A 26,171-nucleotide genomic window follows, 5' to 3' on the forward strand; every position below is an offset into this window, starting at 1 on the left:
GGGGCGGGGGGTCTCAGACCACCTCGGCGCCGCGCAGGCGGCGGGAGGTGGCCGGCGCCCACGCCGACAGGGCCGCGTCCAGGCGGGCCCGGGCCGTGCGCGCCTCGACGCGGATCCGGCTGATGCAGAGCTGGTCCGGCAGGCCGCACGTCGGATCGACCAGGCGGCCGTCGTTGCGGAACGCGCTGCCGTACCCGAGCTCGCGCAGCAGCGCCACCGCGCGCAGGTCGTGCACGTCGTCCGGGTAGGCGAAGGAGGTGATCGGCACGCCCGTCAGCTTGGCCAGCCGGTCGTGGCCGCCGCGCACCTCCTCGCGCAGCGTGTAGTCGTCGCAACGGTCCAGGCGGGCGTGGTCCAGGCCGTGGTTGCCGACCGAGATGCCCGCGTCGAGCAGCAGGTGCAGATCGGCGCTGGTGAGCTGCGGAGCGGAGGGGGTCCGGTGGCGGGCCGTCACCCGCAGCTCGGCCAGGCTGCGGCGCCGGTCCGGGTCGGGCAGGGCCGCGAGCGCTGCGGCCACCGAGCCGCCCGCGCGACCGGAGAGGCTGCGGGCCCAGCCGCCCTCGCCGACCAGGAACTCCGCCTCGTCCCACCAGTACGGGTCGTCCGTGTCGACCAGACCCGCCACGGCGAACACCACGGCGGGCACGGCACGGGCCGCCAGCACCGGCAGCGCCTGCGTGACCACGTCGCGGTGGCCGTGCTCGAACGTGATCAGCACACTGTGCGGCGGCAGCGGCGCCCCGCCGGACATCGCCCGCTGCACCTGCCCGGCCGACACCGGCGTGGCGGACTTCAGCACCCGGTCCAGCTGGGCGGCGAACACGCCCCGGTCGCGCACCTCGCGGAAGGTCAGCACCGCGAGCCGCCGACTGGTCCGTGCGCGCAGCAGCGGCACAGGTGAGGCGAGGGTCGGCTGTCGCACAGGCTTTCCTTCCGTCAGTGCGTCGGACACATGGAAGACATCCGTCGGCCGCTGATGGTTGTACGCGGTGCGACGTCTTTTCGTGCCGATTTCGTCGGGGCTCGGTGTGCGGATGGTGTGCGGAGCGTGAGCGGCCGGTTCTCCGGCCGGTTTCCCCGCCGGCGCGGCGACCGCGGACAATGAGCGTATGAACGAGCAGGCCCGGGCGGAAGCCATGCGACAGGATCGACAGGAAGCAGTGAGCGAACCGGAAGAAGCGCGGCTTCCGCAGGAGTCGCTGCAGGAGGCCGAGGACACTCCCGTGTTCCGCCAGGTCGACCTCGGGTTCGCCCGGCTGCTGCCCGACCTCGACCGCTCCCGCGCCTGGCTGCTCACGATGGACGGCACCCCGCAGTCCTACGTCGACCTCGACGACCCGCGGCACCTTGAGTTCGAGTACGTCCAGCGGCTGGCCCACGTCGTCGACCTGTGCGCGGAACCGGGCCTTCCGATCACCGCCCTCCACCTCGGCGGCGGCGCGCTCACGCTGCCGCGCTACCTCGCCGCGACCCGCCCCGGCTCCCGCCAACGCGTCGCGGAGCTGGACGCGGGCCTGATCGCCCTGGTCCGCGAGGTCCTGCCGTGGGACGCCGCGGCCGAGCTCGCCGTCGAGGCGGCGGACGCCCGCGCCTGCCTGGAGGCGGCACCCGCGGCGAGCGCCGACCTGATCGTCACCGACGTCTTCGGCGGCTCCGGCGGCCACACCGTCCCGGCGACGCTCACCTCACTGGAGTTCCTGCGCGCCGCCTCCGCCGCGCTCCGGCCCGACGGCGTCTACGCGGCCAACCTCGCCGACGGCGCACCCCTCGACTTCGTCCGCGGCCAGGTGGCCACGGCCGCGGCGGTCTTCCCCGAGCTGGCCCTCGTCGCCGAGGCCTCCGTGCTGCGCGGGCGCCGCTACGGCAACCTCGTCCTGGTCGCCTCGCACCGCCCGCTGCCGGTCGAGGCGCTGACCCGCCGCACCGCGGGCGACCCGTTCCCCGCACGCGTGGTCGCCGACGAGCGCCTCGTGGCCTTCGCCCGCCGCGCACCCGTCGTCACGGACGCCGACGCGGTCCCCTCGCCGCCCCCTCCGACGGGTGCGTTCGCGGTGTGACGGCCCGACGGCCCGACGGCCCGCAGCCAGGCTCGGAAGCCCGTCGGCCGGGACGGTGGGCGTGAGGTGGTGGGGGCTCAGCTCTCCGGGAGGACCCTGATGAGCGCGAAGCCGTCCCAGCCCTTCGCGCCGACGGTCTGGACGGCGGTGCCGTCCAGGCGCGGCTCCTCGGCGATCAGGGCGAGGGCCGCGCGGGTGCCCTGGATGTCGGCGTTGCCGTCCGGGTCGAGCACGCCACCGTTGCGGATCACGTTGTCGACCACGATCAGCGCGCCCGGGCGCGAGAGCCGCAGCGCCCAACGGATGTAGTGGGGGTTGTTGGCCTTGTCCGCGTCGATGAACGCCAGGTCGAACGGCTCGCGGCCCTCCAGCTCCAGCTGAGGCAGGGTGTCCAGGGCCTTGCCGACGCGGATCTCCACCTGCTCGGCCAGGCCGGCGGCGGCGATGTTCGCGGCGGCGACCTCCGCGTGGCGGGGGTCGTACTCCAGGGTGACGACGCGGCCGCCCTCGGCCAGGCCGCGGGCGAGGTTGATGGTGGAGTAGCCGCCGAGGGTGCCGATCTCGAGGACCCGGCGCGCCCCCTGGATCTGGGCGAGCAGCCGCAGCAGCCGACCGGCCGGCGCGGACACCTCGATCCGGGGGAGGCCCGCGGCCTCGCTGGCCTTGAGCGCGTTCTCAAGGGCCGGGTCCTGCAGGCCGAGAGTGGAGCTGAGATAGGCGTCGACTGCGGTCCAGGTCTCATGGGTGCTCATGACGGCCACGCTAGCCGCTGGACGTGCTGTTCGGCGGGCATTTCCGGCCTCGTTAGCATGGGCTTCATGCGTATCGTCGGAGAGATCGACCCCACCCGTCCCCTGCTCGTCCTCGCCGCCGCCGAGGAGGCGGCCCATCTGGACGACCGCCTTCCGGTCCTGCTGACCGGCATGGGCAAGGTCAACGCCGCGACCGCGGTGGCCTCGGTGCTCGCGCGGGGCCCGCGTCCGACGGCGGTGGTCAACCTGGGGACGGCGGGGGCCCTCAAGCCGGGCTTCGGAGGTCTGACCCACGAGGTGAGCTCGGTGATCCAGCACGACCTGGACTCCGCGGTGCTGGCCTCCCTCACCGGGGTGACCTACGGTGCTCCGATCGGGCTGACCGGCCGCGGGCCGGTGCTCGCCACCGGTGACGTCTTCGTCGCCGACGAGGCGGCGCGGGCCCGGCTGGCTGAGGCGGCCGACCTGGTCGACATGGAGGGCTATGCCGTCGCGCAGGCGGTGCGTCAGTTCGGGCTCCCGGTGCGGCTGGTGAAGCACGTGAGCGACGAAGCGGGCGAGGGCGCCGCGCAGAGCTGGCGGGAGTCGGTCGACGACTGCGCGAAGCAGCTCGCGCTCTGGGTGGCGGAGAACCTCTGACGCTGTGACGCCCGTGGTCAGGCGGCGTCGATGCGGAAGACCGGGAACCCGGGGGCGATGCGCTGGAGCTCGGCCTCGGGGGAGTCGGCGTTGACGTCGCCGAAGAAGTAGCTGACCTCCCAGGCCCACTGCTTCATGTAGGCGCGCAGCACGACCGGCTTGTCGGCGTCGGTCAGCTCCGTCGCGTCGAACGTCTCGACCTTCTTGCCAAGGCGCAGCTCGCCGCCGCCGACGGCGCGCATGTTGCGGACCCACTGGGTGTGGCCGCGAGGCGCGACCAGGTAGCGCCGGCCGTCGATGACCAGCAGGTTGACCGGGGTGGTGCGCCACTCGCCGCTCTTTCGGCCGCGGACCGCGAGGACCCGGGAGCCGTAGACGCTGACGCCGCGGTAGGTGAGCCAGGTGATGAGGTCGCGGGTGACCTTGTCCAGGGCGACCATGAACCGGCCCTGCGGCTTGACCAGACGCGGGGCGGCGGTGGTGCTCGGCGTGGCGCTGGCGGCGGCGGTGGCGTTCATGATTCTTCCTCCCGTGTCCGATGTGCGAGATCGGAGATCCGTTTCGAGAGCAGTGCTCTCGTTTCCGTGCTTCGACTATCCCTCGAGCCGTGCACCGTGTCAAGAGCAGTGCTCTCGTTTCTGATCGGTGCACCTGTATGGGTGCACTGCTCTCCGCTGTGGCAGACTGTCCGGCATGGCACCAGTCATCCGAACCGCCCGCGAGCGCGCCCGCGAGGAGCTCACGCTCGAGATCAAGCGGGAGGCCCGTCGACAGTTGGCGGACGAGGGCGCCCAGCGCCTCTCCCTCCGCGCCGTCGCCCGCGAGCTCGGCATGGCCTCCTCGGCGCTCTACCGCTACTTCCCGAGCCGGGACGACCTGCTCACGGCGCTGATCATGGACGCCTACAACGCCTTGGGCGAGCGCGCGGAGGCGGCTGTCGCGGCCGCTCCCGCCGACGACCCGCGCGAGCGCTGGCGCGCCCTGTGCGGCAGCGTCCGCGACTGGGCCAAGGAGCACCCGCACGAGTACGCGCTCCTGTACGGCACGCCCGTCCCCGGCTACCGCGCGCCCGAGGAGACGGTCACCGCCGCCCTGCGGGTGATCCTCGCCCTGCTCTCCGTGCTGCGCGGCGCCGCCCACCACCTCGACCTGCGCACCCCGGTCCGCCCGCTGCGCGGCGCGCTCGCCGAGCAGGCCGCCGGGCTTGTCGCCGTGCTCACCCCGGAGGTCAGCGCCGGCGTGCTCACGCGCGCGGTGGTGGCCTGGACGCAGCTGTTCGGCATGATCAGCTTCGAGCTCTTCGGCCACCTCGTGGGCTCGTTCGACCCGGCCGACGAGTTCTTCGCCCACAGCGTCGAGGAGATGGCCGACTTCGTCGGCCTGCCGTGACGCGCAGTCCGCTCCTGCGAGCCCGCGCGAGGCGCGTCAGGGACGGGCGGCGCCGAGGCCCAGCAGCAGCCCGGTACCGACGACGACCGCCGGGACGCTGAGCACCGGCGTCACCGCGGCCTGCGCGCCGAGCGCGGTCAGCGCACCGGCCGCGCTGAGCACAGCCGGGGTCGGGCGCGGCGAGCGGCCCAGCGACCACAGGCTCCAGACGAAGGCGGCGCCGAGCAGTGCCAGCCCCGGCCACCCCTGCTCGGCAGCCTGCTGCAGCGGCGCGGAGGAGGCGCTGCCGTCGACGAAGTCGCCAGGGCCGACGCCCCGCCAGGGGTGCTGCTCCGCCTCTCGCAACGCGTCCCGCCACAGGCTGAGCCGCTGCGCGGACACCTGCGTACCGGGCCCGCTGGCCGCGGGCGTGCCGCCGGCGTTGCTGCCGTGGGCCAGTACCAGCACCGCCGCCACGGCCAGCAGCGCGCACAGGGCGAGCAGGGTGAGCGCCCGGCGGCGATGCCGGGGCCGATGCACGGATCCGGCCACCACGAGCACGCCGCCGCAGGCGAGCGCGCCGACGGTGGCATCGGTCAGCAGCGACTCCGCCGCGAGCAGCAGCGCGATCAGCACGGAGGCGCGGGCGGTCCAGCGCAGGCCGCGGGCGCGTGCCGCGTAGCCGCCGCAGCAGGCGGCGCCCACTGCGAGGCCGAGAAGCGCCGCCAGGCTGTCGCCGTCCAGCACGTGCGGGCCTGCCGTCGGCGCGAACACGGCCACGGCCGCGGCCGGGACGAGCAGCGCGGCGATCGGCAGCAGCGCGCCGGCGATCCTGCCGGTCGCGTAGCCGGCCGCGACGGCCAGCAGGCCCAGCAGCACGCCCTCGGGGTGGGCCTCGCGCCCGGCGGCGCAGTAGTCCGTCCATGCGGCGCACGCCGCGAGCAGCAGGAATCCCGCCACGTCGCAGACGGTCTCTCCCCCTGCCCCCGGCCGGGAGGTGCCCTCTGTCTCCGACACGTCGGACGCGGGCACGTCAGGTCCGAGCGGCATGGCCGTGTCCGGCATCGGCGTTCCCCCTGATCGCCCCGTCCTGCACCGGCCGGTCAACCGTAGACCCGGAGTTGGCCGGATGTCACCGTCCCCGCAGTATCCCGGCACCGTCCTGACGCCCGCGTCGCCGCCCGCGTGGCCTTGGCGGTGCCAGGGAGCACGCGTCTAGGCTGGAACTCATGCCTGTACCGGAGTTCGTGCGCGAGCTGCGCCGCCACGTGGGACACGCCCCGCTGTCGTTGACCGGGGTCGTCGCGGTGATCCTCGACGGTCGCGGCCGGGTCCTGCTCACCCACCGTGCGGACACCCGTCGCTGGGCGCTGCTCGGCGGCATCCTGGAGCCGGGGGAGCAGCCGGCCGACGCCGTGGTGCGCGAGGCCATGGAGGAGACGGGCGTGCGCGTGCTCCCGGAGCGGCTGGCCGCGGTGATGGCCTACGACAGGCTGACGGTCTATCCGAACGGTGACCAGGCACGGTATCTGGCCCTGGTGTTCCGCTGCCGTCACCTGGGTGGCGAGGCCAGGGTCAACGACGACGAGTCGCTGGACGTGCGCTGGTTCCCGCTCGACGAGCTGCCGGACGACGTGACGGCGGACGAGCGCGAGAAGATCCGGCTCTGCCTGGCCGACACCGACCGCACCTGGTTTGCGCTCTCGGCGATCACGCCCGGCATGTCGTGACACCGGGCCGCGCGGCGTCGCCTCCCTCGGGCAGGGTGGGTCCATGGATCTTCTGATACTCGGCGGGACCGAGTTCGTCGGCCGCGCCCTGACCGAGGACGCGCTGGCTCGAGGCTGGAAGGTGACGCTGTTCCACCGGGGCAACCACGCCCCCGTGGACGGCGTGGACGTGCTGCACGGTGACCGGATCGCCCCGGGGGGCCTCGCCGCCCTGGAACAGGCGGTGGCGGCCGGGCGCCGCTTCGACGCGGTCGTGGACACCTGGTCCGCCGCGCCGGCCGCGGTCCGCGCCACCGCGCGGCTGCTGGCCGACCACGTCGACCGCTACGCCTACGTCTCCAGCGGGTCCGTCTACACCTTCCCGCAGCCGGCGGGTGCGAACGAGTCCGCGCCGGTGGTCGACGCAGACCCGGGCGCGACCGAGGCGCCCTACGCCCAGGCGAAGCGCGGCGCCGAGCTGGCGCTGCTTGAGGTCTTCGGCGAGCGGGCGCTGTTCGGCCGGGCCGGGCTGATCCTCGGCCCGCACGAGAACATCGGCCGGCTTCCGTGGTGGCTCGGCCGGATCGCCCGCGGCGGCACGGTGCTCGCGCCGGGGCCGCGCGAGCTGCCGTTGCAGTACATCGACGCGCGGGATCTGGCGGCGTGGCTGCTGGACGCCGTCGCGGCGGGTCTGGGCGGCGCCTACAACCTGGTCGGTCCGCCCGGCGCGACGACCATGGGTGAGCTGCTGGATACCTGCCTCGCCGTCACCGGCTCGGCGGCCCGGCTGCGGTGGACGGATCCGGAGCCGATTCTCGCCGCCGGCATCGAGCCGTGGACGGACCTGCCGATCTGGCTGCCGCCGGGGGAGGAGCACGACACGCTCCACGGCGTCTCGGTCGACAAGGCGCTGGCGGCGGGCCTGCGGGTGCGCCCGGTCGCGGAGACGGTCGCCGACACGTGGGCCTGGCTGCAGTCCGTCGGCGGCACGGCCCCGCAGCGCCCGGACCGCCCGCCGGTGGGCCTCGCACCCGAGCGAGAAACCGACCTGCTGCGCACCCTGGCCATCGACGCGCCTTCCACCTAACGCGCGGACCCACCCACCCACCAGCCTCCGGCCATGATCTCGGGCCTGCACCTCGGCCCTGAGCGTCCGGCCAGGGGCCCGGCCTCCGGCCATGGTCTCGGGCCTGAGCCTCCGCCCCCGGCCCCGGGCAGGGGTGCGGGTGTGGGGATTCCGCCGGGGCGGGGTGTTGACCGGGTCGTGCTCATGGCACCAGTACCACCTTGCCGAGGTTTGCCCGCGCCTCGATCAGGGCGTGGGCGTGGGCGGCGTCGGTGAGGGGGAGCGTGGTGTGGACGGAGGGGCGGACGGTGCCGGCGCGGAACGCCGCCCACAGTTCGTCGCGCCAGCGGGCGTACAGGTCCGGCTGGTTGCGGGCGATCGCGGCCATCTGGAAGCCGGTGACCGACGCGCTGCGGACCAGCAGCTCGTAGGCGTCGACCGAGCCGCCGCCGGAGCTGAACGCCACCAGCCGGCCGCCGGCGGCGAGCGCCCGCACGGCGGGGCCGAGCAACTCGCCGCCGACACCGTCGAGGACGACGTCCACCGGCTCGCCCCAGGAGGCGTCGTCGTACCGAACGACCTCGTCGGCGCCGAGGGCGCGCACGAAATCGGCCTTGGCCAGGTCGCTCACGGCCGCGACCACGCGGGTCGCGCCGGCGTTCCTGGCGTGCTGGACGGCGAACGCGCCGACCGTGCTGGCCGCCGCCGTCACGAGCACCGACTCGCCCGGCCGGGGTCGGCCGGCCTCGTGGGCGCCGCGGGCGACGAGCCCGCTGCGGACCAGCGCCACCGCGTCGACGGCGGTCGCGCCCTGCGGTACGTGGGAGGACATGGCCTGGTGCAGCAGCGTCAGCTCGGCGTAGCCGTCGGCGAAGGCGAGGCCCGTGACGAGGTCACCGACCGCGAAGCCGGTGACCTCGGGGCCGACGGCGACGACCGTTCCGGCGACCTCGCCGCCGAGCGGGCCGGGCTCGGAGCCCTCGCGGACCTTCCGCACCGTGGGCAGGGTGACCCCGATGGCCTCGTTGCGCACGAGCAGTTCGCCCACGCCCGGCGTCGGGGTGGGGACCGCCTCGACGAAGAGGACCTCGGGGCCGCCGTTCTTCTCGTAGCGGACGCGGCGCACGGGTACCTCCAGGTTCGGCTGACCGATGGACGTCGAAATCATTGGGAGCCCCAACGGCTTCGGTGATCCGCAGTCTAGGCCGGGATTCATTGGGAGGTCCAATGGTTTCGAGTAGGCTCTCCCCATGAGCCGGCCCGAACCGCCACCGCGCGCCCTCGACCACATCCAGTCGCTCCCCAGTTGGCTCGCCGGGCGGGTGGCCGCGCGTGGGCGTGATCTGGTCGCCGAGGCGATCGCGGCCGAGGGTCTCAAACTCCCGCACCACGCCGTGCTCGCGGCCGTCGCCGACGAGGGGCCGATGGCGCAGGCCGATCTGGTGCGTCGGCTCGGGTTCGACGCCAAGGACGTGGTGCTGATGCTCAACCACTTGGAGCGCCAGGGCCTGCTCGTGCGCGAGCCGGATCCGCGCGACCGGCGCAAGAACGCGGTGACGCTCACCTCGATGGGCGCCGCCGTGCTGGAGCGTTGCGCCCGCCTGGCCGACGAGGCCAACGACCGCCTGCTCACCTCGCTCGGCCCTGATGAGCGACGCACGCTCGTCTCCCTGCTGGCCCGCGTCGCGGAGGACTGATCCGGATCAGTTGCCGAGCAGGTGCGGCGGGTGGTGCGGGGGCGTCTTGCGGACCCGGTAGGCATCCTCGGCAGCCTCCGCCACGGCGGCCAGGTCGCCCCCGGCGGTCGCCGTCGCGACGGCCGGGACGGCACCCTCCACGAGCGGGGCGTCGCAGAACCGGATCGGGAACGGCAGCGCCAGCTCCTCCGCCCGGTCCAGCAGCTCCAGCACGGACCGGGCCGTCTCCGGCAGGTCGCACAGCACCGCCACCCCGATGCCCTGGTCCACCTGGCGCGCGGCCGCGACGACACCCTCCGGCGCGGTCCCGACGGCGGCGACCGGCGAGGGATCGGCACCCGGCAGCAGGCGGACGCACTCGTCCAGGGTCGCCTGCGCCAGCGCGCGGCTGCGGCAGACCAGCACGATTCCCACCCGGTCCCGCTCGGGCAGTGTCAGCACCCGCAGCGGTGCGCGTCCGGTCGCCCCGTCACCCTCGCCTCCGGGCGGCCGCAGCGGCACCACGTCGGCTTTTCCGTCCTCTGACACCCAGAACCTCCGTGCCCAGAGTAGTGCGGCGGTCCGGGGATCGGGCGACGGCGCGACACGGCCACGGCACCGGCTCACGGCGCGTCGGGCTCCGGCGGCCGGCGCAGGCGGTGCAGGGTCCAGCCGCGCCCGGCCGGGTCGAGCGGGCGTGTGGCGGCGGTGAACAGTTCGGCCGCGCGCCGGTAGGAGAGCCGACCACGGCCGGTCAGCGGGCAGCGATCCGTCGCGGGCGTGGCCGTCGGCGCGCGGCGGTCGGTGAGGAAGACCGGGCCGGAGGTGCGGCCCTGGAGCAGCAGGCCGAGCAGGCGTGCCGTCGTGTCGGTCCAGGTGAGCCTGGGCAGGCCGCGCCCGTGGGTGCGGACGTGGGTGCGGCGGTGGCGCCGGTCCAGGTCCGCGAGGTCCAGTGCGAGCACCTCGGCGGCCGCGGCGCCGGTGTCGTGGAGCAGGTGCCAGAGCGTCTGCTCCCGCAGGGTCGCCCGCAGGCCGAGGACGGCCCGCAGCTGGGCGGCCGTCAGCGGCTCGACTGCGGGCCCGGGCTGCGGCGCCACGTGTTCGGTGGACGGCCGCGACGCCGCCAGCGGATCGCCCGTCAGCCAGCCCTGGGCGCACCACCAACGCACCGCGCTGCGCAGTGTGGAGAGCTCCCGGTCGCGCGTCCGCGCACCGCGCCCGGCGAGGGCGGCGCGGACGCGTCCGGCCGCGGACGGGTCCTCCAGTGACGCGAGCGGCACCACCGGCGGCCGGGCGCCGCGGCGGGCGCGACCGGCGGGCGGCGCCTCCCCGACCAGCGTCCAGGCCCACGCGGTGAGCGCGATCCGGTAGACGCGCCGGGACCCCTCGGTCAGCGAGGCGGCCTCGAGATACCGCTCGACGGCGACGGCGAACTCCACGGGCGCCGGCATCCGCACTCCTCCCACACCACTCCACCGCCGCAGTAAATTCGAGAATTTACTGCGGCACACCAGATACGGTAAAAGAATATCCGATTATTGCGAACAAAATCCTCGTTCTCCCTTGAAGCGGCGGCTCCCGGCCCTGCATGCTCGCCGTATGGATCTCGCCGCGCTGCTGCGCCGGCGCCCCGGACCAGTGCCGTCGGCACGTCAGGCGCAGGGTCCCGGTCGCCCGTTCCGTCGATTCGTCCGGGCCCAGGCCGCTTCGCTCACCGGCTCCTCGATGGCGAGCGTCGGCCTGGCCTTCGCCGTTCTCGCCACCGGCCGCGGCGCCGACGCGCTGGGCCTGGTGATGACCGCGCGCATTCTGCCGCTCGTGCTCGTGCTGCTCGCGGGCGGTACGGCCGCCGACCGGTTCGGGAGCCGGCGCGTCATGCTCGCGGCCGATCTGCTGCGTTGTGCGGCCCAGGGCACCTTCGGGTTGCTGGTGCTCGGTGGGGTGCGCGCGCTGGCGCCGATGCTGGTGCTGGCCGCGCTCGCCGGGATCGGCGAGGCCGGGTTCGGGCCCGGGCAGTCGGCGCTCGTCCCCGCGCTGGTGCGGCCGGACGCACTGGTGCGCGCGAATGCGACGCTGGCGCTGGTGCGCAGCGGGGCGACGATCCTCGGGCCGGTGCTGGCAGGCGCGGTCCTGGCCGCAGCCGGCCACGCGGGCCGCGGGGGTCGGACGGGACCGGCGGCCGTGCTGCTCGTCGACGCGGCGACGTTCGCCGTCAGCGCGCTCGCCCTGCGCGGGCTCGTGCTGCCGGCCCCCTCGGCCGCGAGCCGCTCGTCCACGTTCCTCGCGGATCTGCGGGCCGGGTGGGGCGAGTTCCGCGCGCGGACCTGGCTGTGGGCGACGACGGTCCATCTCGCCCTGTTCAACCTGCTGCTGTGGGCGCCCTACCTGGTGCTCGGTCCGTTGCTCGCCGCGCGTGACCTGGGCGGCCCGGGTGCGTGGGGCGCGGTCATGGCCGGGTACGGCGCGGGCGCCCTCCTCGGCGCGCTGCTGCTGCGCACCTGGCGACCGGCCCGTCCGCTGCCCACCGGGGTGGCGGCCACGGCGCTCTTCGCTGCCTCCCCGGCCGCGTTCTCCCTCGCCGCGCCACTGGCCGTGGTCTGCGGCGGGGCGGTGCTCTCCGGCGTCGCCTCGTCGATGTGCGTGACACTCCTGGGCTCCGTCAGCCAGCAACGCGTCCCGCCGGAACTGCGCGGCCGCATGGGCGCCTTCGGCTCGGTCGGCTCCTTTGTGCTGGGCCCGGTCGGCCTCGCGGCGGCGGGCCCGGTCGCAGCGGCCGTCGGCGCGCGCACGGTGCTCGCGGCAGGGGCGCTGTGGCTGCTGGCCGCCACCGCAGCGGTCTACGCCCTCCCCGCGGTCCGGCGCGGCCCGCATGCCTGAGGGCGCGGAGTGTCGGCCGGACCCCGGGTCAGCCGCGCAGGGCGGCCAGGAGGTCCGGGCCGGACGAGGACCGGTGGCCACCGTTGTTCCGCTGAGTGCGTCCGCGCGGCGCCCGGGCGGGCAGCTGGGCCCCATCGTGCGGAGTGTCGGCCGGGCCCCGGGTCAGCCGCGCAGGGCGGCCAGGAGGTCCGGGCCGGACCAGGACCGGCGGCCGCCCTGTTCCGCGGCGTGGACGAGCTCGGCCAGGCGGGCGTTGGCCGGGGCGGTCAGGCCGTGGCGGGTGGCGAGGGTGACGATCTCTCCCTGGAGGGAATCCACCTCGGTGCGGCGCCCGCGCTGCAGGTCCTCCCACATCGAGGAGCGCGCCGTCGCGTCGATGGCCAGCATCGCCTTGGCCGCGCGGGTGAAGACCGCGTCCGGGAGGCGGAGCAGCAGGGGTGTCAGGTTCGGTCGGACGGCGCCCAGTTGGGCGGGGGTGATGCCCGCCGCCCGGTACGCGGCCAGGGCCTCGCGCTGGCACAGGGCCAGGCAGGTGCGGTAGGAGCGGTCGCCCAGCTCGGCGCGCAGCGGGACGCCGGAGAGGGCGTTGACGGCGTTGTTGAGGTTCATCAGCAGCTTGGCGTACTGGACCTCGCGCATGTCCGGGCGGGCCTGTACCCGCAGGCCGGACGCGGTCAGCGCGGCGACGAGCGGCGTGCCCGCGGGTGCGTCGTCGAGCATCAGCGCGCCACCGGTGCCCTGGTGGAAGCGGCCAGGCTCGGTCTGCAGCACGTTGTAGGGGACCATGCCGGTCAGCACCGTCTGCTGCGGCAGTTCCTCGCGCAGGGCCTCGGCGTTGTGCAGGCCGTTCTGGAAGCTGACGACGACGGCGCCGGGCGCGAGGTGCGGCGCCAGCTCGCGTGCGGCGTCGCGGGTGGCGTCGGACTTCACGGTGACCAGCACGACGTCCGCGCCGACGGCGCCCGAGGCGTCGGTGGCGAGGGTCAACGTCCCAGGGGAGAGGTGCAGTGGCTCGCGGCGGCCGCTGGTGAGGGTGAGGCCGTCCTTCGCGAGCACGTCCATCGCGGCCGCGCGGCCGATCAGGGTCACCTCGACGTCGGACTGCTGGGCCAGGTGCCCGCCCAGGTGGCAGCCGATGCTGCCGGCGCCCATGACGGCGATGCGCATGCCGGTGCTCCTCTCCGGGCGACGTCCGCGTGGCTGCACCCTACCGGTGAGTTGGGGGCCGAGCCTCTTCCGGATTTGTGGAACACGTTCTAGTCTGCGCAGCGACGGCAGCAGCGATCGCACCCTGGAGGCGTCGTGCACCTGGACTACACCCCGGAGCAGCAACGGCTCCGCGCCGAACTGCGCGCCTACTTCGCCGAGCTGATGCCGCCCGAGGCGCACGGGCGCCTCAACGACCCGCGCGAGCAGAAGAAGTTCTACCGGGCGATCAACCGGCGGCTCGGGCAGGACGGCTGGCTCGGCGTCGGCTGGCCCGTCGAGTACGGCGGTCGGGGGCTGAGCGCGTTCGAGCAGTTCATCTTCTTCGACGAGGCCGCGCAGGCGGGCGTGCCGCTGCCGATCATGGCGCTCAACACCGTCGGCCCGTCGATCATGAAGTACGGGACGCCGGAGCAGAAGGCGTTCTTCCTCCCGAAGATCCTCGCGGGCGAGATCGACATCGCCATCGGCTACTCGGAGCCCGACGCCGGTACCGACCTGGCCGCGCTGAAGACCCGCGCGGTGCGCGACGGCGACCACTACCTCGTCAACGGCCAGAAGATCTGGACCACCAACGGCGACACCGCCGACTGGGTCTGGCTGGCCACCCGCACCGACCCGGACGCCCCGCCGCACAAGGGCATCACCATGCTGATGGTCGACACCACCGACCCGGGCTACTCCACCACGGTCATCCGCACCCTGGCCGGTCACGACACCACGGCCAGCTACTACCAGGACATCCGCGTCCCGGTCTCGATGCGCGTGGGGGAGGAGAACGCCGGCTGGCGTCTGATCACCAACCAGCTCAACCACGAGCGGGTCACCCTCGCCGCCCATGCCACCATGGCCAATCGCGCCCTGGCCGAGGTGCAGCAGTGGGCCCGTGAGACCGAACTCGCCCACGGCAAACGCGTCATCGACCTCCCCTGGGTGCGCCAGCGCCTCTCCCGGGCGCACAGTCGGCTCGACGCGGTCAAGCTGCTCAACTGGCAGATGGTCGACGCGGTCGGGCGCAACGCGCTGACCCCGCAGGACGCGTCCGCCGTCAAGGTCTACGGCAGCGAGGCCCGCCGCGACGCCTATGCCTGGCTCATGGAGGTCGTCGGCGCCGCCGGCCCCCTCAAGGAGGGCTCCTCCGGCGAGGTCCTGCGCGGCAACCTGGAACGCGGCTACCGCAGCGCGGTCATCTTCACCTTCGGCGGCGGCAACAACGAGATCCAACGCGAGATCATCAGCTGGATCGGCCTCGGCATGCCCCGCGTCCGCCGCTGACAGCCGCCCCGCCCTGCGGGGCGGCCGCGATCACACCGCGCGCCCGCCGAACGGCCGCGCGTCGAACTACCGCTCGTCGAACGCCTGGAGGATCCGCTCCGCGGCCAGCGAGGCGGTCAGTTCGCCGCTGCGGACCTGCTCCTCCAGGCCCGGCGCGAGCGCGCGGACGGTCGGGTCGGCGTGCAGGCGCTCCAGCAGTGCGTCGTGGACCATGGCCCAGGCCCAGTCGACCTGCTGGGCACGGCGCTTGGCGGTCAGCCGACCGGTGCCCTCGAGCAGGGTGCGGTGCTGTTCCAGACGCTCCCAGAGCGTGTCCAGGCCCGCGGACTCGCGGGCGCTGCAGGTGAGCACCGGGGGCGTCCAGGCGGCGTCGGCCGGGTGCATCAGGCGCAGCGCGCCCGCGAGTTCGCGGGCGGCGGCCCGGGCGTCACGTTCGTGCGGGCCGTCGGCCTTGTTGACGGCGATGACGTCGGCCAGTTCCAGGACGCCCTTCTTGATGCCCTGGAGCTGGTCGCCGGTGCGGGCGAGGGTGAGCAGCAGGAACGTGTCGACCATGTCGGCGACGGTCGTCTCGGACTGCCCGACGCCGACGGTCTCCACCAGCACCACGTCGTAGCCCGCGGCCTCCATGACCACCATCGACTCGCGGGTCGCCTTGGCCACGCCGCCCAGCGTTCCGGCGCTGGGGGAGGGACGCACGAAGGCGGCGGGGTCGACGGCCAGGCGCTCCATCCGGGTCTTGTCGCCCAGGATGGAGCCGCCGGTGCGGGTGGAGGACGGGTCGACGGCGAGCACGGCGACCTTGTGGCCCAGGCCCGTGAGCATGGTGCCGAAGGCGTCGATGAAGGTGGACTTGCCCACCCCCGGCACACCGCTGATACCGATCCGCCGGGCCTTGCCGGCGTGCGGCAGCAGCTCGGACAGCAGCTGCTGGGCCAGCGGACGGTGGTCGGCCCGGGTGGACTCGACGAGAGTGATCGCGCGGGCGACGAACGCCCGCTTCCCGTCGAGCACACCCTTGACGTAGGCGTCGAGGTCGATCGGCATCCCCGGTTACAGCTCCGCGTGACCGAGCGAGGCGGCGAGCCGCTGGACCAGGTCGTAGGCGGCGTCCGGGATGACCGTGCCGGGCGGGAAGACCGCCGCGGCGCCGGCCTCCAGCAGGGCGGGGACGTCCTGCGGCGGGATGACGCCACCGACGACGATCATGATGTCCTCGCGGCCCTCGGCGGCCAGCTCCTCGCGCAGCGCGGGCACCAGGGTCAGGTGTCCGGCGGCGAGCGAGGAGACACCGACGACGTGCACGTCGGCCTCGACCGCCTGGCGCGCCACCTCCGCGGGCGTCTGGAACAGCGGGCCCACGTCGACGGTGAAGCCGAGGTCGGCGAAGGCCGTGGCGATCACCTTCTGGCCGCGGTCGTGCCCGTCCTGGCCCATCTTGGCGACCAGGATGCGCGGACGGCGACCCTCCGCCTCCTCGAACGCGTCGACGAGCGCGCGGGTGCGGGTCACGGAGGAGGACTCCCCTGCTTCGTTGCGGTACACGCCGGAGATCGTACGGATCTGGCTGCTGTGCCGCCCGTACACCTTCTCCAGGGCGTCGGAGATCTCACCGACCGTCGCCTTGGCGCGGGCCGCGTCGACGGCCAGTGCCAGCAGGTTGCCCTCCAGGCCGGTGCCGGAGCCGCGCTCGGCCGCGTTGGTCAGCGCGCGCAGCGCGTCCTGCGTCACGGCCTCGTCGCGCTCCTCGCGCAGGCGGCGCAGCTTGGCGATCTGCTGGGCCCGGACGGAGGAGTTGTCGACCTGCAGCACGTCGATCTGCTCGTCGTTCTCCACGCGGTACTTGTTGACGCCGATGACCGGCTGGCGGCCGGAGTCGATGCGGGCCTGGGTGCGGGCCGCGGCCTCCTCGATGCGCAGCTTGGGGATGCCGGCGTCGATGGCCTTGGCCATGCCGCCCGCGGCCTCGACCTCCTGGATGTGCGCCCAGGCGCGGCGGGCCAGGTCGTAGGTGAGCTTCTCGACGTAGGCGGAGCCTCCCCACGGGTCGATGACGCGGCAGGTGCCGGACTCCTGCTGGAGCAGCAGCTGCGTGTTGCGGGCGATGCGCGCGGAGAAGTCCGTCGGCAGCGCCAGGGCCTCGTCGAGGGCGTTGGTGTGCAGCGACTGGGTGTGGCCCTGGGTCGCGGCCATCGCCTCCACACAGGTGCGGGTGACGTTGTTGAACACGTCCTGCGCGGTCAGCGACCAGCCGGAGGTCTGCGAGTGGGTGCGCAGCGACAGCGACTTGGGGTTCTGCGGGTCGAACTGCTGGACCAGCTTGGCCCAGAGCAGACGCGCCGCGCGCATCTTGGCGATCTCCATGAAGAAGTTCATGCCGATCGCCCAGAAGAAGGAGAGTCGGGGCGCGAAGGTGTCCACGTCCAGGCCCACCGCCTGCCCGGCGCGCAGGTACTCCACGCCGTCGGCGAGGGTGTACGCCAGCTCCAGGTCGGCCGTCGCACCGGCCTCCTGGATGTGGTAGCCGGAGATGGAGATGGAGTTGTAGCGCGGCATCTTCTGCGAGGTGTACGCGAAGATGTCGGAGATGATCCGCATCGAGGGCTTCGGCGGATAGATGTAGGTGTTGCGGACCATGAACTCCTTGAGGATGTCGTTCTGGATGGTCCCGGCCAGCTTCTCGGGCGGTACGCCCTGCTCCTCGGCCGCCACGATGTAGAGGGCGAGGACGGGCAGCACGGCGCCGTTCATCGTCATCGACACCGTCATCTTGTCCAGCGGGATGCCGTCGAAGAGCTGGCGCATGTCGTAGATCGAGTCGATCGCGACGCCCGCCATGCCCACGTCGCCGGTGACGCGCGGGTGGTCGCTGTCGTAGCCGCGGTGCGTCGGCAGGTCGAAGGCGACGGAGAGACCCTTCTGACCGGCCGCCAGGTTGCGGCGGTAGAAGGCGTTGGACTCCTCGGCGGTGGAGAACCCGGCGTACTGGCGGATCGTCCACGGCTGGTTGACGTACATCGTCGGGTAGGGCCCGCGCAGGTACGGGGCGATGCCCGGGTAGGTGCCCAGGAAGTCCAGCCCGGCCAGGTCCTCGCCGGTGTAGAGCGGCTTGACGGAGATGCCCTCGGGCGTCTCCCACAGCAGGTCGGCGACGCTGCTGCCGGTCGACTCCTTGACCGCCGCGCGCCACTGCTCCTCGGTGGCCTCGGCCGGGGCGCCCCCGCCCAGGTCGACCTGCGAGAAGTCGGGGATCTGCGTCACGACTGGGCTCCGATGAGGTCGAGGGCGGAGGAGAGGACGGCCGGCGCGTCGCAGCCGGCGAAGACGTACGCGTCGACGTGCGCGTAGTCGGCGGGACGGCCCGCGAGGTACACCCGCGTCGCACCCGCGGACTGCAGCGCGGCGGCCACGGCCTCGGCCTGCTCGGCGTAGAGCGCGTCGCTGGAGCAGAGGCAGGCGATGGTGGCCCCGCTGGCGGCGAACGCCTCGGCGACGGAGTCGGCGTCGACCGACGCCGGCTGGTGGACCGCCTCGATGCCACCGGCCTGGAAGAGGTTGGCCGTGAACGTGGCGCGCGGGGTGTGCGCCGCCGCCGGGCCGAGCGCCGCCAGGAAGACGCGGGGCCGGGTGCCGGTCGCGGCCTCGTGGGCGTCGGAGCGGGCGCGCAGCGCCTCGAAGACCTCGTCGCGGCGCACCTGCGGCAGACCGCCGGTCATGTCTCCCGTTGCGGCCGAGGCGCGGCCCAGCGGACGGACCGCGGGGGCCTCGTCGCGGACCACGGGCTTCTCGGTGAGGTTCGGGAACTCGCTGACGCCGGTGATCGGCTCGCTGCGCTTGGCGAGCTTCTTGCCGCGCGCCGTCCAGGTGGTGGCGATCCGCTCGCCCACCATGCCGGAGCGCAGTGCCGCCTCCTGGCCGCCCGCGCCCTCCAGCTCCTGGAAGAACGCCCAGGCGGCGTGCGCGAGTTCGTCGGTCAGCTGCTCCACGTACCAGGAGCCGCCCGCCGGGTCCGCGACGCGGCCCAGGTGCGACTCCTCCAGCAGGATCGAGGAGGTGTTGCGGGCGATCCGGCGCGCGAACGCGTCCGGCAGGCCCAGGTCGTGGTCGAAGGGCAGCACCGTGACCGAGTCCGCGCCGCCGACACCGGCCGCGAGGCAGGCGATGGTCGTGCGGAGCATGTTCACGTACGGGTCGCGGCGGGTCATCATCACCGGCGAGGTCACCACGTGCTGTCGCTGTGCCCCGGCTCCGGCCGTGCCGGCCCCGCAGACCTCGGCCACGCGGGCCCACAGGCGGCGCGCCGCGCGCAGCTTGGCCACGGTCAGGAACTGGTCGGCGGTCGCCGCGTAGCGGAACTCCAGCTGTCGGCAGGCCTCGTCGACGGAGAGACCGGCCTCGGTCAGCAGCCGCAGGTAGGCCACACCCGTGGCCAGCGAGCAGCCGAGCTCCTCGGCGGCCGACGCGCCGGCCTCGTGGTACGGCAGGGCGTCCACGGTCAGCGCCCGGATCCCGGGGTACTGCTCGGCGCACAGCCGCGCCAACTCCACGGCGTCCTGCGACGATCCCGGCGTGCCCGTCCGGGCCTCGAACCCGAGGGGGTCGGCGCCGAGGTTGCCGGAGGCGTCCGTGCGGGCGACACCGCGCTCGTCGTAGAGCCGCAGCAGCTCGCGCGCGGCGGCTCCGGTCTCCTCCCCGGCGTCGAGCACGACCGGCGCCAGGTCGAGGTAGACGCCGGTGAGCGCCTGGCCCAGCTGCTCCACGGGTACACCCGAGCCGCCCACGGCCAGCCACACGGAGCTGACGCCGTTCTCCAGGTCGGACAGCACGGCCGCGTTGGTCTTCTCGGCGTCGGCACGCTCGTGTCGCTGACGGACGTCCCAGCCGCCGGCGGCGGCGCGTCCGCCGCGCACGTACGGCGCGAACCCGGGGTAGCCGTCGGCCGTGGCCCCGGTGGACTGCGCGGTGTAGAGGGGGGAGACGACGAGCCCGTCCTCGAGGGCTGTCGCCAGCGCCTCCTCGGCCTCCGGGCCCGACACGTCCTTGCCGGACTTGCGCAGGACACCCGCTACCAGGCTCTGCCATCGAGCGTGGTCGGCATCCGGGAAATCGGCAGCGAGAGAAAGCCCGTCGTTGGGCAGGACCGTCATAGGGGGATGCTAGAGCAGGCTCCTTGCGCTTCAGAGCGTCACCGGCTGTGACGTATCCCTCTCGTGGGCCGGCCATGGCCCGTGGCGGGCCGGGAAGGTGACGGAAGCCACACGCCGCCCCCGGATCCGGGGCGGAGCGGGCCGGGCGCGCCCGGCATGCGGTGTCGCAGGACGCTGCCTAGCATCGGGCTCAGTGCCCGTGGCCGACAGGTGCGGGCGCCGACCGATCGGCGAGGCTGCGTGCGCAGCCCTTCTCGCAGGGAGCGGTTCCATGCCACTCGACACCTTCGTGGCGATCGCCAACCAGTACGACACCGAGGCCGACGCGCTCGCGGACTACGACGACCTCCGGGCCCTCTACAAGGACCTCGGGGTGATCGACACCTACGACGCCGCGGTGCTCACGCGCGACGTCCACGGCAAGGTCCACATCGTCAAGAAGGTCGAGGAGCCGACGCGCCAAGGCGGCGCGGCGGGTCTGGTGGGTGGCCTGGCCATCGGGGCCGCGTTCGCGCTCTTCCCCGCGATCGGGCTCGGCGCGGGTCTGCTCGCCGGCGGCGCGCTGGGCGCCGGGGCCGGTGCGGCGGCCGGGCACGTGGCCGGCGGGATGTCCCGGCACTCCCTCAAGGAGTTGGGCGAGCTCCTCGACGAGGGCAGCAGTGGCCTGGTGGTGGTCGCCGCCACGGATGTCGAGGCGCGGGTCGACGCGGCGACGAAGCGCGCGAAGAAGCAGGCCAAGGCGGAGCTGCAGGCCGACACCGACGCCCTGAAGAACGAGCTCGACGCGATCTGAGCCGGTCCGGCGAAATTTTCCCGAAGGATTTTTCGGCGAGGCTGTCCGGTCGCGCTCTCCTCGATCGTCACCGGGGTGACACTGGCCACCGACCGACCCCGAGGAGAGCGAGCCGCCATGAAGTACATGATGTTCGTCTGCACCGACACCGAGCCCGACACCGACCCGACCCCGGAGACCGACATCGACGTGTGGGTCGACGAGAACGACGCCAAGGGACGGAGGCTCCAGGGCATGGTGCTCGCGCCGAAGGCGACGGCCACGACGGTGCGGGTGCGCAACGGGCAGACGCTGATCACCGACGGGCCGTTCGCGGAGACCAAGGAGGTCATCTGCGGCTTCGACCTGATCGAGTGCGCGGACCTGGACGAGGCGATCGAGGTCGCCCGGACCCACCCGATGGCCCGCGGCGGGCGCATCGAGATCCGCCCGCTGGCCGACTTCGAGCAGTGAGCGATCCGCACGAGGCGGGTCCCCGCGCGGCCGGGGCGGCACAGGCCGCCGCGGCCGCGGCGGGGGACGCCTACCCGAGGATCGTCGCCGCGCTGATCCGCGTCACCGGCGACTGGACCCTCGCCGAGGACTGCGCCCAGGAGGCGCTGGTCACCGCGCTGGACCGCTGGCCGACCGACGGCGTGCCGGCCAATCCGGGCGGGTGGCTGATGACCGTCGCCCGCAACCGCGCCCTGGACGTGCTGCGGCGCGCCGCGATCGAGCGCCGCAAGCTGCGTGACCTCGCGGTGCAGGCGCTCACCGCCGCGACCGACGACGAGGTGGAGCGCCCCCCTGGAGTCGCCGTCGCGGACGACCGCCTGCGGTTGATCTTCACCTGCTGTCACCCTGCGCTGGCGCTGCCCGCGCAGGTCGCGCTGACCCTGCGGGTCGTCTGCGCGGTGCCGACCGAGCGGATCGCGCAGGCCTTTCTGGTCAGCGAGTCGACCATGACCCGACGGCTGACCCGCGCCAAGACCAAGATCTCGGCGGCGGGGATCCCCTTCCGGGTGCCGAGCGGGGACGCGCTCGGCGAGCGGCTGCCAGGAGTGCTGGCGGTCGTCTACCTGCTCTTCACCCACGGCTACAACCCGGACGGCGAACCGGCGTTCGCGGACGAGGCGATCCGGCTGGCGCGGCTGCTGGCCTCCCTGATGCCGGATCAGGACGAGCCACGCGCCCTGCTCGCGCTCGCGCTGCTCCAGCACTCGCGCCGGGCGACCCGGCGGGACGCGGCCGGCGAACTGGTCCCCCTGGACCGGCAGGACCGGACGCGCTGGGACCACGCGGCGATCGACGAGGCCGTCGCGCTGCTGGCGGACCTGCGGCAGGACGGTCCGTACGCCTGGCAGGCGCGGATCGCGGCCTGCCATGCGACCGCCCGGTCGGTGGAGGCGACCGACTGGCGGCGGATCGCCACGTGCTACGACCGACTCGCCGCGCTGGAGCCCTCCCCGGTCGTCGGGTTGAACCGTGCGGTCGCCCACGGATACGCCCACGGCCCGGCCTCAGGGCTCGAGTTGCTGGCGCTGGCCCGTGCCGACGGTGCCCTGGACGGCTACCCGCTCGCGCTCGCGGCCGAGGCCGATCTCACCGCCCGGGCGGGCGACGGGACCCGCGCGGCCGCGTTGTTCCGGGAGGCGGCGGCGCAGGCCGGCAGCGAGGTCGAGCGCCGGGCGCTGCTGCAACGCGCGGCGGAGGCGCAGTCCGCGAGCCACTGAACCCATGGGTTTTCTGTGAGGAGTATTGACGGTCTGAATGTTCACGGCCTACGGTGCGCTGGGGCGTTAGTTAGGAAACTTTCCTTACGAGAAGTGGAGAGCAACGCCGTGAGAGAGCGCATCGCGCGTGTCATCGGGCTGGGGGTGGCGCTGACCACGCTGACCACCGGTGTGGTCGCCCTGGCAGCCGCCGCACCGGCCCAGGCCGCGTCCCCCACACACGCGTTCCCCCAGCACCAGACCTACCAGGTCGGCGTCATGCCGTCCGCCTCCCAGTCGACTCGCGACGCCGCTGTGGAGAAGCAGTACGACTCGTGGAAGTCCAACTACCTCGTCCACGGCTGTGCGAGCAACGAGTACTACGTCTCCACCAAGGGCGACGGCGACGCCACCAACAACGGTCCGGTCTCCGAGGGCCAGGGCTACGGCATGAACATCGTGCCGCTGATGGCCGGTTACGACGCCAACGCGCAGACCGAGTTCAACGGCCTGTGGCAGCTGGTCAAGGACCACGAGGACCAGTGGGGCCTGATGCAGTGGCAGTTGGACGGCAAGACCTGCAAGTACTACAGCTCCGGCACGCCCGACGGCGCCACCGACGGCGACCTGGACATCGGCTACGGCCTGATCCTCGCGGACAAGCAGTGGGGCGGTTACTCCAGCGACGCCATGGCGTGGCTGACCAACTTCTGGAACCACGACGTGGCCCCCGACGGCCACCTCAAGTGCGAGGACGACGGGCCGAACACCGACACGCGGCCGTCCGACCACATGATCGACCACCTGCGGGCGTTCGCGGCCTACGACACCTCGCACGACTGGAACAAGGTCGTCCAGCGCACCGAGACCGTCGACTCGTCCCTGGTGACCAACTACTCCTCCTCCTACGGCCTGCTCTCCGACTTCGTGGTGGGGGCCAACGGCTCCAGTCCCGCGCCGGCGCCCGCCAACTACCAGGAGAGCCAGCCGGACAACATCGTCGGCTACAACTCGATCCGCGTCCCTTGGCACATGGGCACGGACGCGCTGCTGAACGGCGCCACGACCTCCGCCTTCGAGCTCGGCGAGGCGCAGAAGTGGTCGGCCTGCGCCAAGAAGGTCTCCGGCGACAACCCGGCCAACGTCTACCCGCACCTCAACCTCAACTGCACGGCCTACAGCACCAGTGACGTGGCCGAGGAGGCGGGCGACTCGATCGGTCCGTCCGCGATGGCGGCGGGAGACCAGGCCTGGACCGACAAGATCTGGAGCTTCCTGCAGACCAACCCCTACGGGGACGGCTACTACGGCGAGACCATCAAGACCCTCGTCATGCTCGTCATGGCGGGCGACTACTGGAGCCCGGCCTCGTCGAGCACTCCGGCCAACGACTTCTCCGTCTCCGACTCGCCGGCGTCGGCCTCCGTGGTGGCCGGTGCCTCGGCCACCACGAACGTCGCCACCGCCGTCACCTCCGGCGCGGCGCAGTCCGTCGCCCTCGCCGCGTCCGGCCTGCCCAGCGGCGCCACCGCGGCGTTCAGCCCCGCCTCGGTGACGGCGGGCGGCAGCAGCACGCTGACGCTCACCACCGCCGCCACCACCCCGGCCGGCAGCTACCCCGTCACCGTCACCGGCGCCGCGGCCTCCGGATCGCACACCGCCACCTTCACACTCACCGTGACCACGGCGAGCGGCGGTTGCACGGCGGCGCAACTGCTGACCAACCCCGGCTTCGAGTCCGGGGCGACCGGCTGGACCCAGACCTCCACGCTCGGGTTCACCCCGATCACCCAGGCCACGACGGCCGAGCCCGCCCACTCGGGCACCTGGGTCGCCTGGTTCAACGGCAACGCCACCAAGGACACCGACACCGTCGCCCAGTCGGTCACCGTCCCGACCGGCTGCGCCGCGACGCTGACCTACTGGCTGCACGTCGACTCGACCGAGAACACCACCACTGCCAAGCCGGACACCTTCACCGTGCAGGTGCTGAACTCCGGCGGGACGGTCCTCGGCACGGTCGGCTCCTTCTCCAACCTGGACAAGGCCACCGGCTACACCCAGCACACCACCGACCTGTCCGCCTGGGCCGGACAGACGGTCACGCTGAAGTTCACCGGCTCGGAGACCGACACGAACGGCGGCACGACCGACTTCGTGATCGACGACCTGGCCCTGAACACCCACTGAGTCCGCAGGGCGCAGAAGGACGGGGCCCGTCACCACGCCCGGTGGCGGGCCCCATACTGTTCGGGTGGAGGACGACACGCTGGTCCAGGGGAGATACCGGCTGCAGCGCCGGATCGGGCGCGGCGGGGCGGGGGAGGTCTGGCAGGCCGAGGACGAGGCGCTGGGCCGGCTCGTCGCCGTCAAGTGCCTGGTCCCCGAAGGGCGCGACGACAAGGAACTGATGCGCGAGCGCTTCCGCCGCGAGGCGCGCCTCGCCGCGGGGCTGCAGCATCCCGGTATCACCGTCGTGCACGACTTCGGCGAGTGGTCCGGCGTGCTGTTCCTGGTCATGGAGCTGCTGCACGGCGAGGACCTCGGCCGGCTCCTCGACGCGGCGCGCGGCCGGCGGCTGCGCCCGAGCGAGGCGATCGCGATCGGACGCCAGATAGCCGAGGCGCTCGCCTACACCCACGAGCGCGGCGTCATCCACCGCGACCTCAAGCCCGGCAACCTGATCCGCACCGTCGAGGGCGCCGTCAAGATCTGCGACTTCGGCATCGCGCGGCTGGGCAGCGACCAGAACTTCACCGCCCGGCTGGGCGGCAACACCTTCGCCGTCGGCACGCCCTACTACATGTCGCCGGAGCAGATCGAGGGCACCGGCCTGGACGAACGGGCCGACCTCTACTCCTTCGGCTGTGTCCTGTACGAGCTGCTGCTCGGCCACCCGCCGTTCTTCAAGGGCGATCCGCTGGTCGTGCTGCTCGACCACCGCGACACGCCCCCACCCCCGCCGCGTGCCGAACGGCCCGAGATCCCCGAGGCGCTGGAGCGCCTGGTGCTGGACCTGCTCGCCAAGGACCCGGAGGACCGGCCCGCCTCCGCCCGCGAGGTGCTGCGCCGCCTCGACGAGTCCGCGCAGGCGGCGCCCCCGCCACGCGGCGCGCTGCCCACCTGGGCCCGCGGCATCGGCCCGGTGCCGGTCTCCCTGCGCCGCATCCCGGCCGAGCCACCCGCGCTCACCGCGCTGACCCGGCGCTGGACGGCGTGAGCGGTGCCCGGCTGACGTCCCGTCCTGTGGCGGGGGCGCGGTCCGGCGTGGCTGTGCCAGACTCCTGCGCGTGCTCAACAACATGATCATCAGGCCAGCGCGCCGGTTGCACCCCTGGTCCGCCCGTGTTGCTGCCGTCCTCTCGACCCTGGCCCTGGGGCTGGCGCTCGCCGGATGCACCGGCGGCCAGGACGAGCCGCAGCCCGTCGGTGATCCGGACCCCGGGCACCGGTTGGCGCAGGCGCTCCAGCCGGTGCTGTCGGCGGTGCCCGCAGGCGCGGCCGTCACCCAGCATGAGAGTGTCGCGCCGATATGGGACTCGTGCGACGGTATCCGGTCGACCTTCGGTTGGGATTCCGTCACGGTCGACACCCTGTTCGACGGAGGCGGGTCGCCGGCCCAGGTGGTCGCGCACGTCGACGCCAGGATGCGGGACCTGGGTTGGATGGCCGACGGGGCTCCGAGCGCGGGACAGTGGCAGTGGCACAAGGTGATGCCGGGTGGTGCTGTGGCCCAGGCGCAGCTGGTCGGCGGCCCGGGGTCGTCCCCGGACGGATGGATGCTGCAGGCGTCGGCGCCACCCGCGACGCATCCCGTGCACGGCTGCTGAGAATTCCGCCGTCGCAGCCTATCTGACGCTGTGTCAGAAAATCTCTTCCGCTCTCCAACCGGTTGCGTCATGCTGCCCCCAGCAG

The 26,171-nt window shown here is 73.4% G+C and carries 25 protein-coding genes; 14 read left to right on the forward strand and 11 right to left on the reverse strand.

What is annotated here, in order from left to right; all coding sequences use genetic code 11:
* Positions 1-13: 13 nt before the first annotated feature.
* Positions 14-922, reverse strand: a complete 909-nt coding sequence (locus BMY61_RS46465) for a polysaccharide deacetylase family protein (protein WP_174514512.1) — start codon at positions 920-922, stop codon at positions 14-16.
* A 238-nt stretch (positions 923-1,160) separates the two neighbouring features.
* Between BMY61_RS46465 and BMY61_RS26730 the strand changes: the two genes are divergently transcribed.
* Complete coding sequence (locus tag BMY61_RS26730; RefSeq protein WP_425314710.1) at positions 1,161-2,057, forward strand: spermidine synthase; 897 nt, start codon at positions 1,161-1,163, stop codon at positions 2,055-2,057.
* 77 nt (positions 2,058-2,134) lie between these two features.
* Here the strand turns inward: BMY61_RS26730 and BMY61_RS26735 are convergent, their stop codons facing one another.
* Positions 2,135-2,809 carry an O-methyltransferase gene (locus tag BMY61_RS26735; RefSeq protein ID WP_042450663.1) on the reverse strand — a complete coding sequence of 225 codons (675 nt, stop codon included), beginning with the start codon at positions 2,807-2,809 and terminating at the stop codon, positions 2,135-2,137.
* A 66-nt stretch (positions 2,810-2,875) separates the two neighbouring features.
* Between BMY61_RS26735 and BMY61_RS26740 the strand changes: the two genes are divergently transcribed.
* Positions 2,876-3,448 (forward strand): nucleosidase, encoded by a 573-nt coding sequence (locus BMY61_RS26740; RefSeq protein WP_174514511.1) that lies wholly within the window; start codon positions 2,876-2,878, stop codon positions 3,446-3,448.
* A gap of 17 nt (positions 3,449-3,465) precedes the next feature.
* Here BMY61_RS26740 and BMY61_RS26745 read toward each other — a convergent pair whose 3' ends face one another.
* On the reverse strand, positions 3,466-3,966 hold the full coding sequence (locus BMY61_RS26745) for a nitroreductase family deazaflavin-dependent oxidoreductase (RefSeq protein ID WP_425314711.1): 501 nt from the start codon (positions 3,964-3,966) through the stop codon (positions 3,466-3,468).
* Between the two features lie 175 nt (positions 3,967-4,141).
* Here BMY61_RS26745 and BMY61_RS26750 point away from each other — a divergent pair, with 175 nt between their 5' ends.
* Positions 4,142-4,837 carry a TetR/AcrR family transcriptional regulator gene (locus tag BMY61_RS26750; RefSeq protein ID WP_042450513.1) on the forward strand — a complete coding sequence of 232 codons (696 nt, stop codon included), beginning with the start codon at positions 4,142-4,144 and terminating at the stop codon, positions 4,835-4,837.
* Positions 4,838-4,873: 36 nt separating this feature from the next.
* On the opposite strand, the gene BMY61_RS26755 is transcribed toward BMY61_RS26750, so the two are convergent.
* The gene (locus BMY61_RS26755; protein WP_042450659.1) at positions 4,874-5,776 is read right to left on the reverse strand and encodes an O-antigen ligase family protein; all 903 of its coding nucleotides are present in this window, start codon (positions 5,774-5,776) and stop codon (positions 4,874-4,876) included.
* 269 nt (positions 5,777-6,045) lie between these two features.
* Here BMY61_RS26755 and BMY61_RS26760 point away from each other — a divergent pair, with 269 nt between their 5' ends.
* Positions 6,046-6,546 (forward strand): NUDIX hydrolase, encoded by a 501-nt coding sequence (locus tag BMY61_RS26760; protein WP_042450511.1) that lies wholly within the window; start codon positions 6,046-6,048, stop codon positions 6,544-6,546.
* 43 nt (positions 6,547-6,589) lie between these two features.
* A complete protein-coding gene (locus BMY61_RS26765) occupies positions 6,590-7,612 on the forward strand; it encodes an NAD-dependent epimerase/dehydratase family protein (protein ID WP_042450510.1) in 1,023 nt (340 codons plus the stop codon).
* 181 nt (positions 7,613-7,793) lie between these two features.
* On the opposite strand, the gene BMY61_RS26770 is transcribed toward BMY61_RS26765, so the two are convergent.
* Positions 7,794-8,717 (reverse strand): quinone oxidoreductase family protein, encoded by a 924-nt coding sequence (locus tag BMY61_RS26770; RefSeq protein WP_042450508.1) that lies wholly within the window; start codon positions 8,715-8,717, stop codon positions 7,794-7,796.
* A 124-nt stretch (positions 8,718-8,841) separates the two neighbouring features.
* Here BMY61_RS26770 and BMY61_RS26775 point away from each other — a divergent pair, with 124 nt between their 5' ends.
* Positions 8,842-9,288 (forward strand): MarR family winged helix-turn-helix transcriptional regulator, encoded by a 447-nt coding sequence (locus BMY61_RS26775; RefSeq protein WP_042450506.1) that lies wholly within the window; start codon positions 8,842-8,844, stop codon positions 9,286-9,288.
* Positions 9,289-9,294: 6 nt separating this feature from the next.
* On the opposite strand, the gene BMY61_RS26780 is transcribed toward BMY61_RS26775, so the two are convergent.
* Entirely contained in the window at positions 9,295-9,816 is a 522-nt protein-coding gene (locus BMY61_RS26780; RefSeq protein WP_342342538.1) for a PTS sugar transporter subunit IIA domain-containing protein, read from the reverse strand.
* A gap of 74 nt (positions 9,817-9,890) precedes the next feature.
* The gene (locus BMY61_RS26785) at positions 9,891-10,718 is read right to left on the reverse strand and encodes a site-specific integrase (RefSeq protein ID WP_042450504.1); all 828 of its coding nucleotides are present in this window, start codon (positions 10,716-10,718) and stop codon (positions 9,891-9,893) included.
* A 148-nt stretch (positions 10,719-10,866) separates the two neighbouring features.
* On the opposite strand from BMY61_RS26785, the gene BMY61_RS26790 reads away from it, so the two are divergent.
* A complete protein-coding gene (locus tag BMY61_RS26790; RefSeq protein ID WP_052438883.1) occupies positions 10,867-12,144 on the forward strand; it encodes an MFS transporter in 1,278 nt (425 codons plus the stop codon).
* Positions 12,145-12,306: 162 nt separating this feature from the next.
* Here the strand turns inward: BMY61_RS26790 and BMY61_RS26795 are convergent, their stop codons facing one another.
* Positions 12,307-13,311 carry a 2-dehydropantoate 2-reductase gene (locus BMY61_RS26795; protein ID WP_042450503.1) on the reverse strand — a complete coding sequence of 335 codons (1,005 nt, stop codon included), beginning with the start codon at positions 13,309-13,311 and terminating at the stop codon, positions 12,307-12,309.
* A gap of 135 nt (positions 13,312-13,446) precedes the next feature.
* On the opposite strand from BMY61_RS26795, the gene BMY61_RS26800 reads away from it, so the two are divergent.
* A complete protein-coding gene (locus BMY61_RS26800; protein ID WP_042450500.1) occupies positions 13,447-14,625 on the forward strand; it encodes an acyl-CoA dehydrogenase family protein in 1,179 nt (392 codons plus the stop codon).
* A gap of 66 nt (positions 14,626-14,691) precedes the next feature.
* Here the strand turns inward: BMY61_RS26800 and meaB are convergent, their stop codons facing one another.
* From meaB to BMY61_RS26815, 3 genes are read right to left on the reverse strand one after another with little or no spacing between them, the layout of a single operon-like run.
* On the reverse strand, positions 14,692-15,672 hold the full coding sequence (meaB, locus tag BMY61_RS26805) for a methylmalonyl Co-A mutase-associated GTPase MeaB (RefSeq protein WP_042450498.1): 981 nt from the start codon (positions 15,670-15,672) through the stop codon (positions 14,692-14,694).
* A 6-nt stretch (positions 15,673-15,678) separates the two neighbouring features.
* On the reverse strand, positions 15,679-17,886 hold the full coding sequence (gene scpA / locus BMY61_RS26810) for a methylmalonyl-CoA mutase (protein ID WP_042450496.1): 2,208 nt from the start codon (positions 17,884-17,886) through the stop codon (positions 15,679-15,681).
* On the reverse strand, positions 17,883-19,772 hold the full coding sequence (locus BMY61_RS26815) for a methylmalonyl-CoA mutase family protein (protein WP_042450494.1): 1,890 nt from the start codon (positions 19,770-19,772) through the stop codon (positions 17,883-17,885). Before BMY61_RS26815 ends, scpA begins: the two co-directional genes overlap by 4 nt.
* 271 nt (positions 19,773-20,043) lie before the next feature.
* Between BMY61_RS26815 and BMY61_RS26820 the strand changes: the two genes are divergently transcribed.
* The 6 genes from BMY61_RS26820 to BMY61_RS26845 all read left to right on the forward strand — a co-directional run bounded on the left by BMY61_RS26820 (position 20,044) and on the right by BMY61_RS26845 (position 26,086).
* Complete coding sequence (locus BMY61_RS26820; protein ID WP_042450493.1) at positions 20,044-20,565, forward strand: hypothetical protein; 522 nt, start codon at positions 20,044-20,046, stop codon at positions 20,563-20,565.
* Between the two features lie 117 nt (positions 20,566-20,682).
* The gene (locus BMY61_RS26825) at positions 20,683-21,018 is read left to right on the forward strand and encodes a YciI family protein (RefSeq protein ID WP_042450490.1); all 336 of its coding nucleotides are present in this window, start codon (positions 20,683-20,685) and stop codon (positions 21,016-21,018) included.
* On the forward strand, positions 21,015-22,277 hold the full coding sequence (locus BMY61_RS26830; RefSeq protein WP_042450489.1) for an RNA polymerase sigma factor: 1,263 nt from the start codon (positions 21,015-21,017) through the stop codon (positions 22,275-22,277). The genes BMY61_RS26825 and BMY61_RS26830 overlap by 4 nt, the downstream gene beginning before the upstream one ends.
* 108 nt (positions 22,278-22,385) lie before the next feature.
* Positions 22,386-24,446, forward strand: coding sequence for a glycosyl hydrolase family 8 (locus tag BMY61_RS26835; protein ID WP_042450652.1), 2,061 nt, complete (start codon positions 22,386-22,388; stop codon positions 24,444-24,446).
* Positions 24,447-24,510: 64 nt separating this feature from the next.
* Entirely contained in the window at positions 24,511-25,476 is a 966-nt protein-coding gene (locus BMY61_RS26840) for a serine/threonine-protein kinase (protein WP_052438882.1), read from the forward strand.
* Positions 25,477-25,546: 70 nt separating this feature from the next.
* Positions 25,547-26,086 carry a hypothetical protein gene (locus BMY61_RS26845; RefSeq protein WP_075004077.1) on the forward strand — a complete coding sequence of 180 codons (540 nt, stop codon included), beginning with the start codon at positions 25,547-25,549 and terminating at the stop codon, positions 26,084-26,086.
* The last annotated feature ends 85 nt before the right edge of the window (positions 26,087-26,171 follow it).

Origin of the sequence: Streptacidiphilus jiangxiensis (genome assembly GCF_900109465.1) — a bacterium.
Taxonomy (GTDB): domain Bacteria; phylum Actinomycetota; class Actinomycetes; order Streptomycetales; family Streptomycetaceae; genus Streptacidiphilus; species Streptacidiphilus jiangxiensis.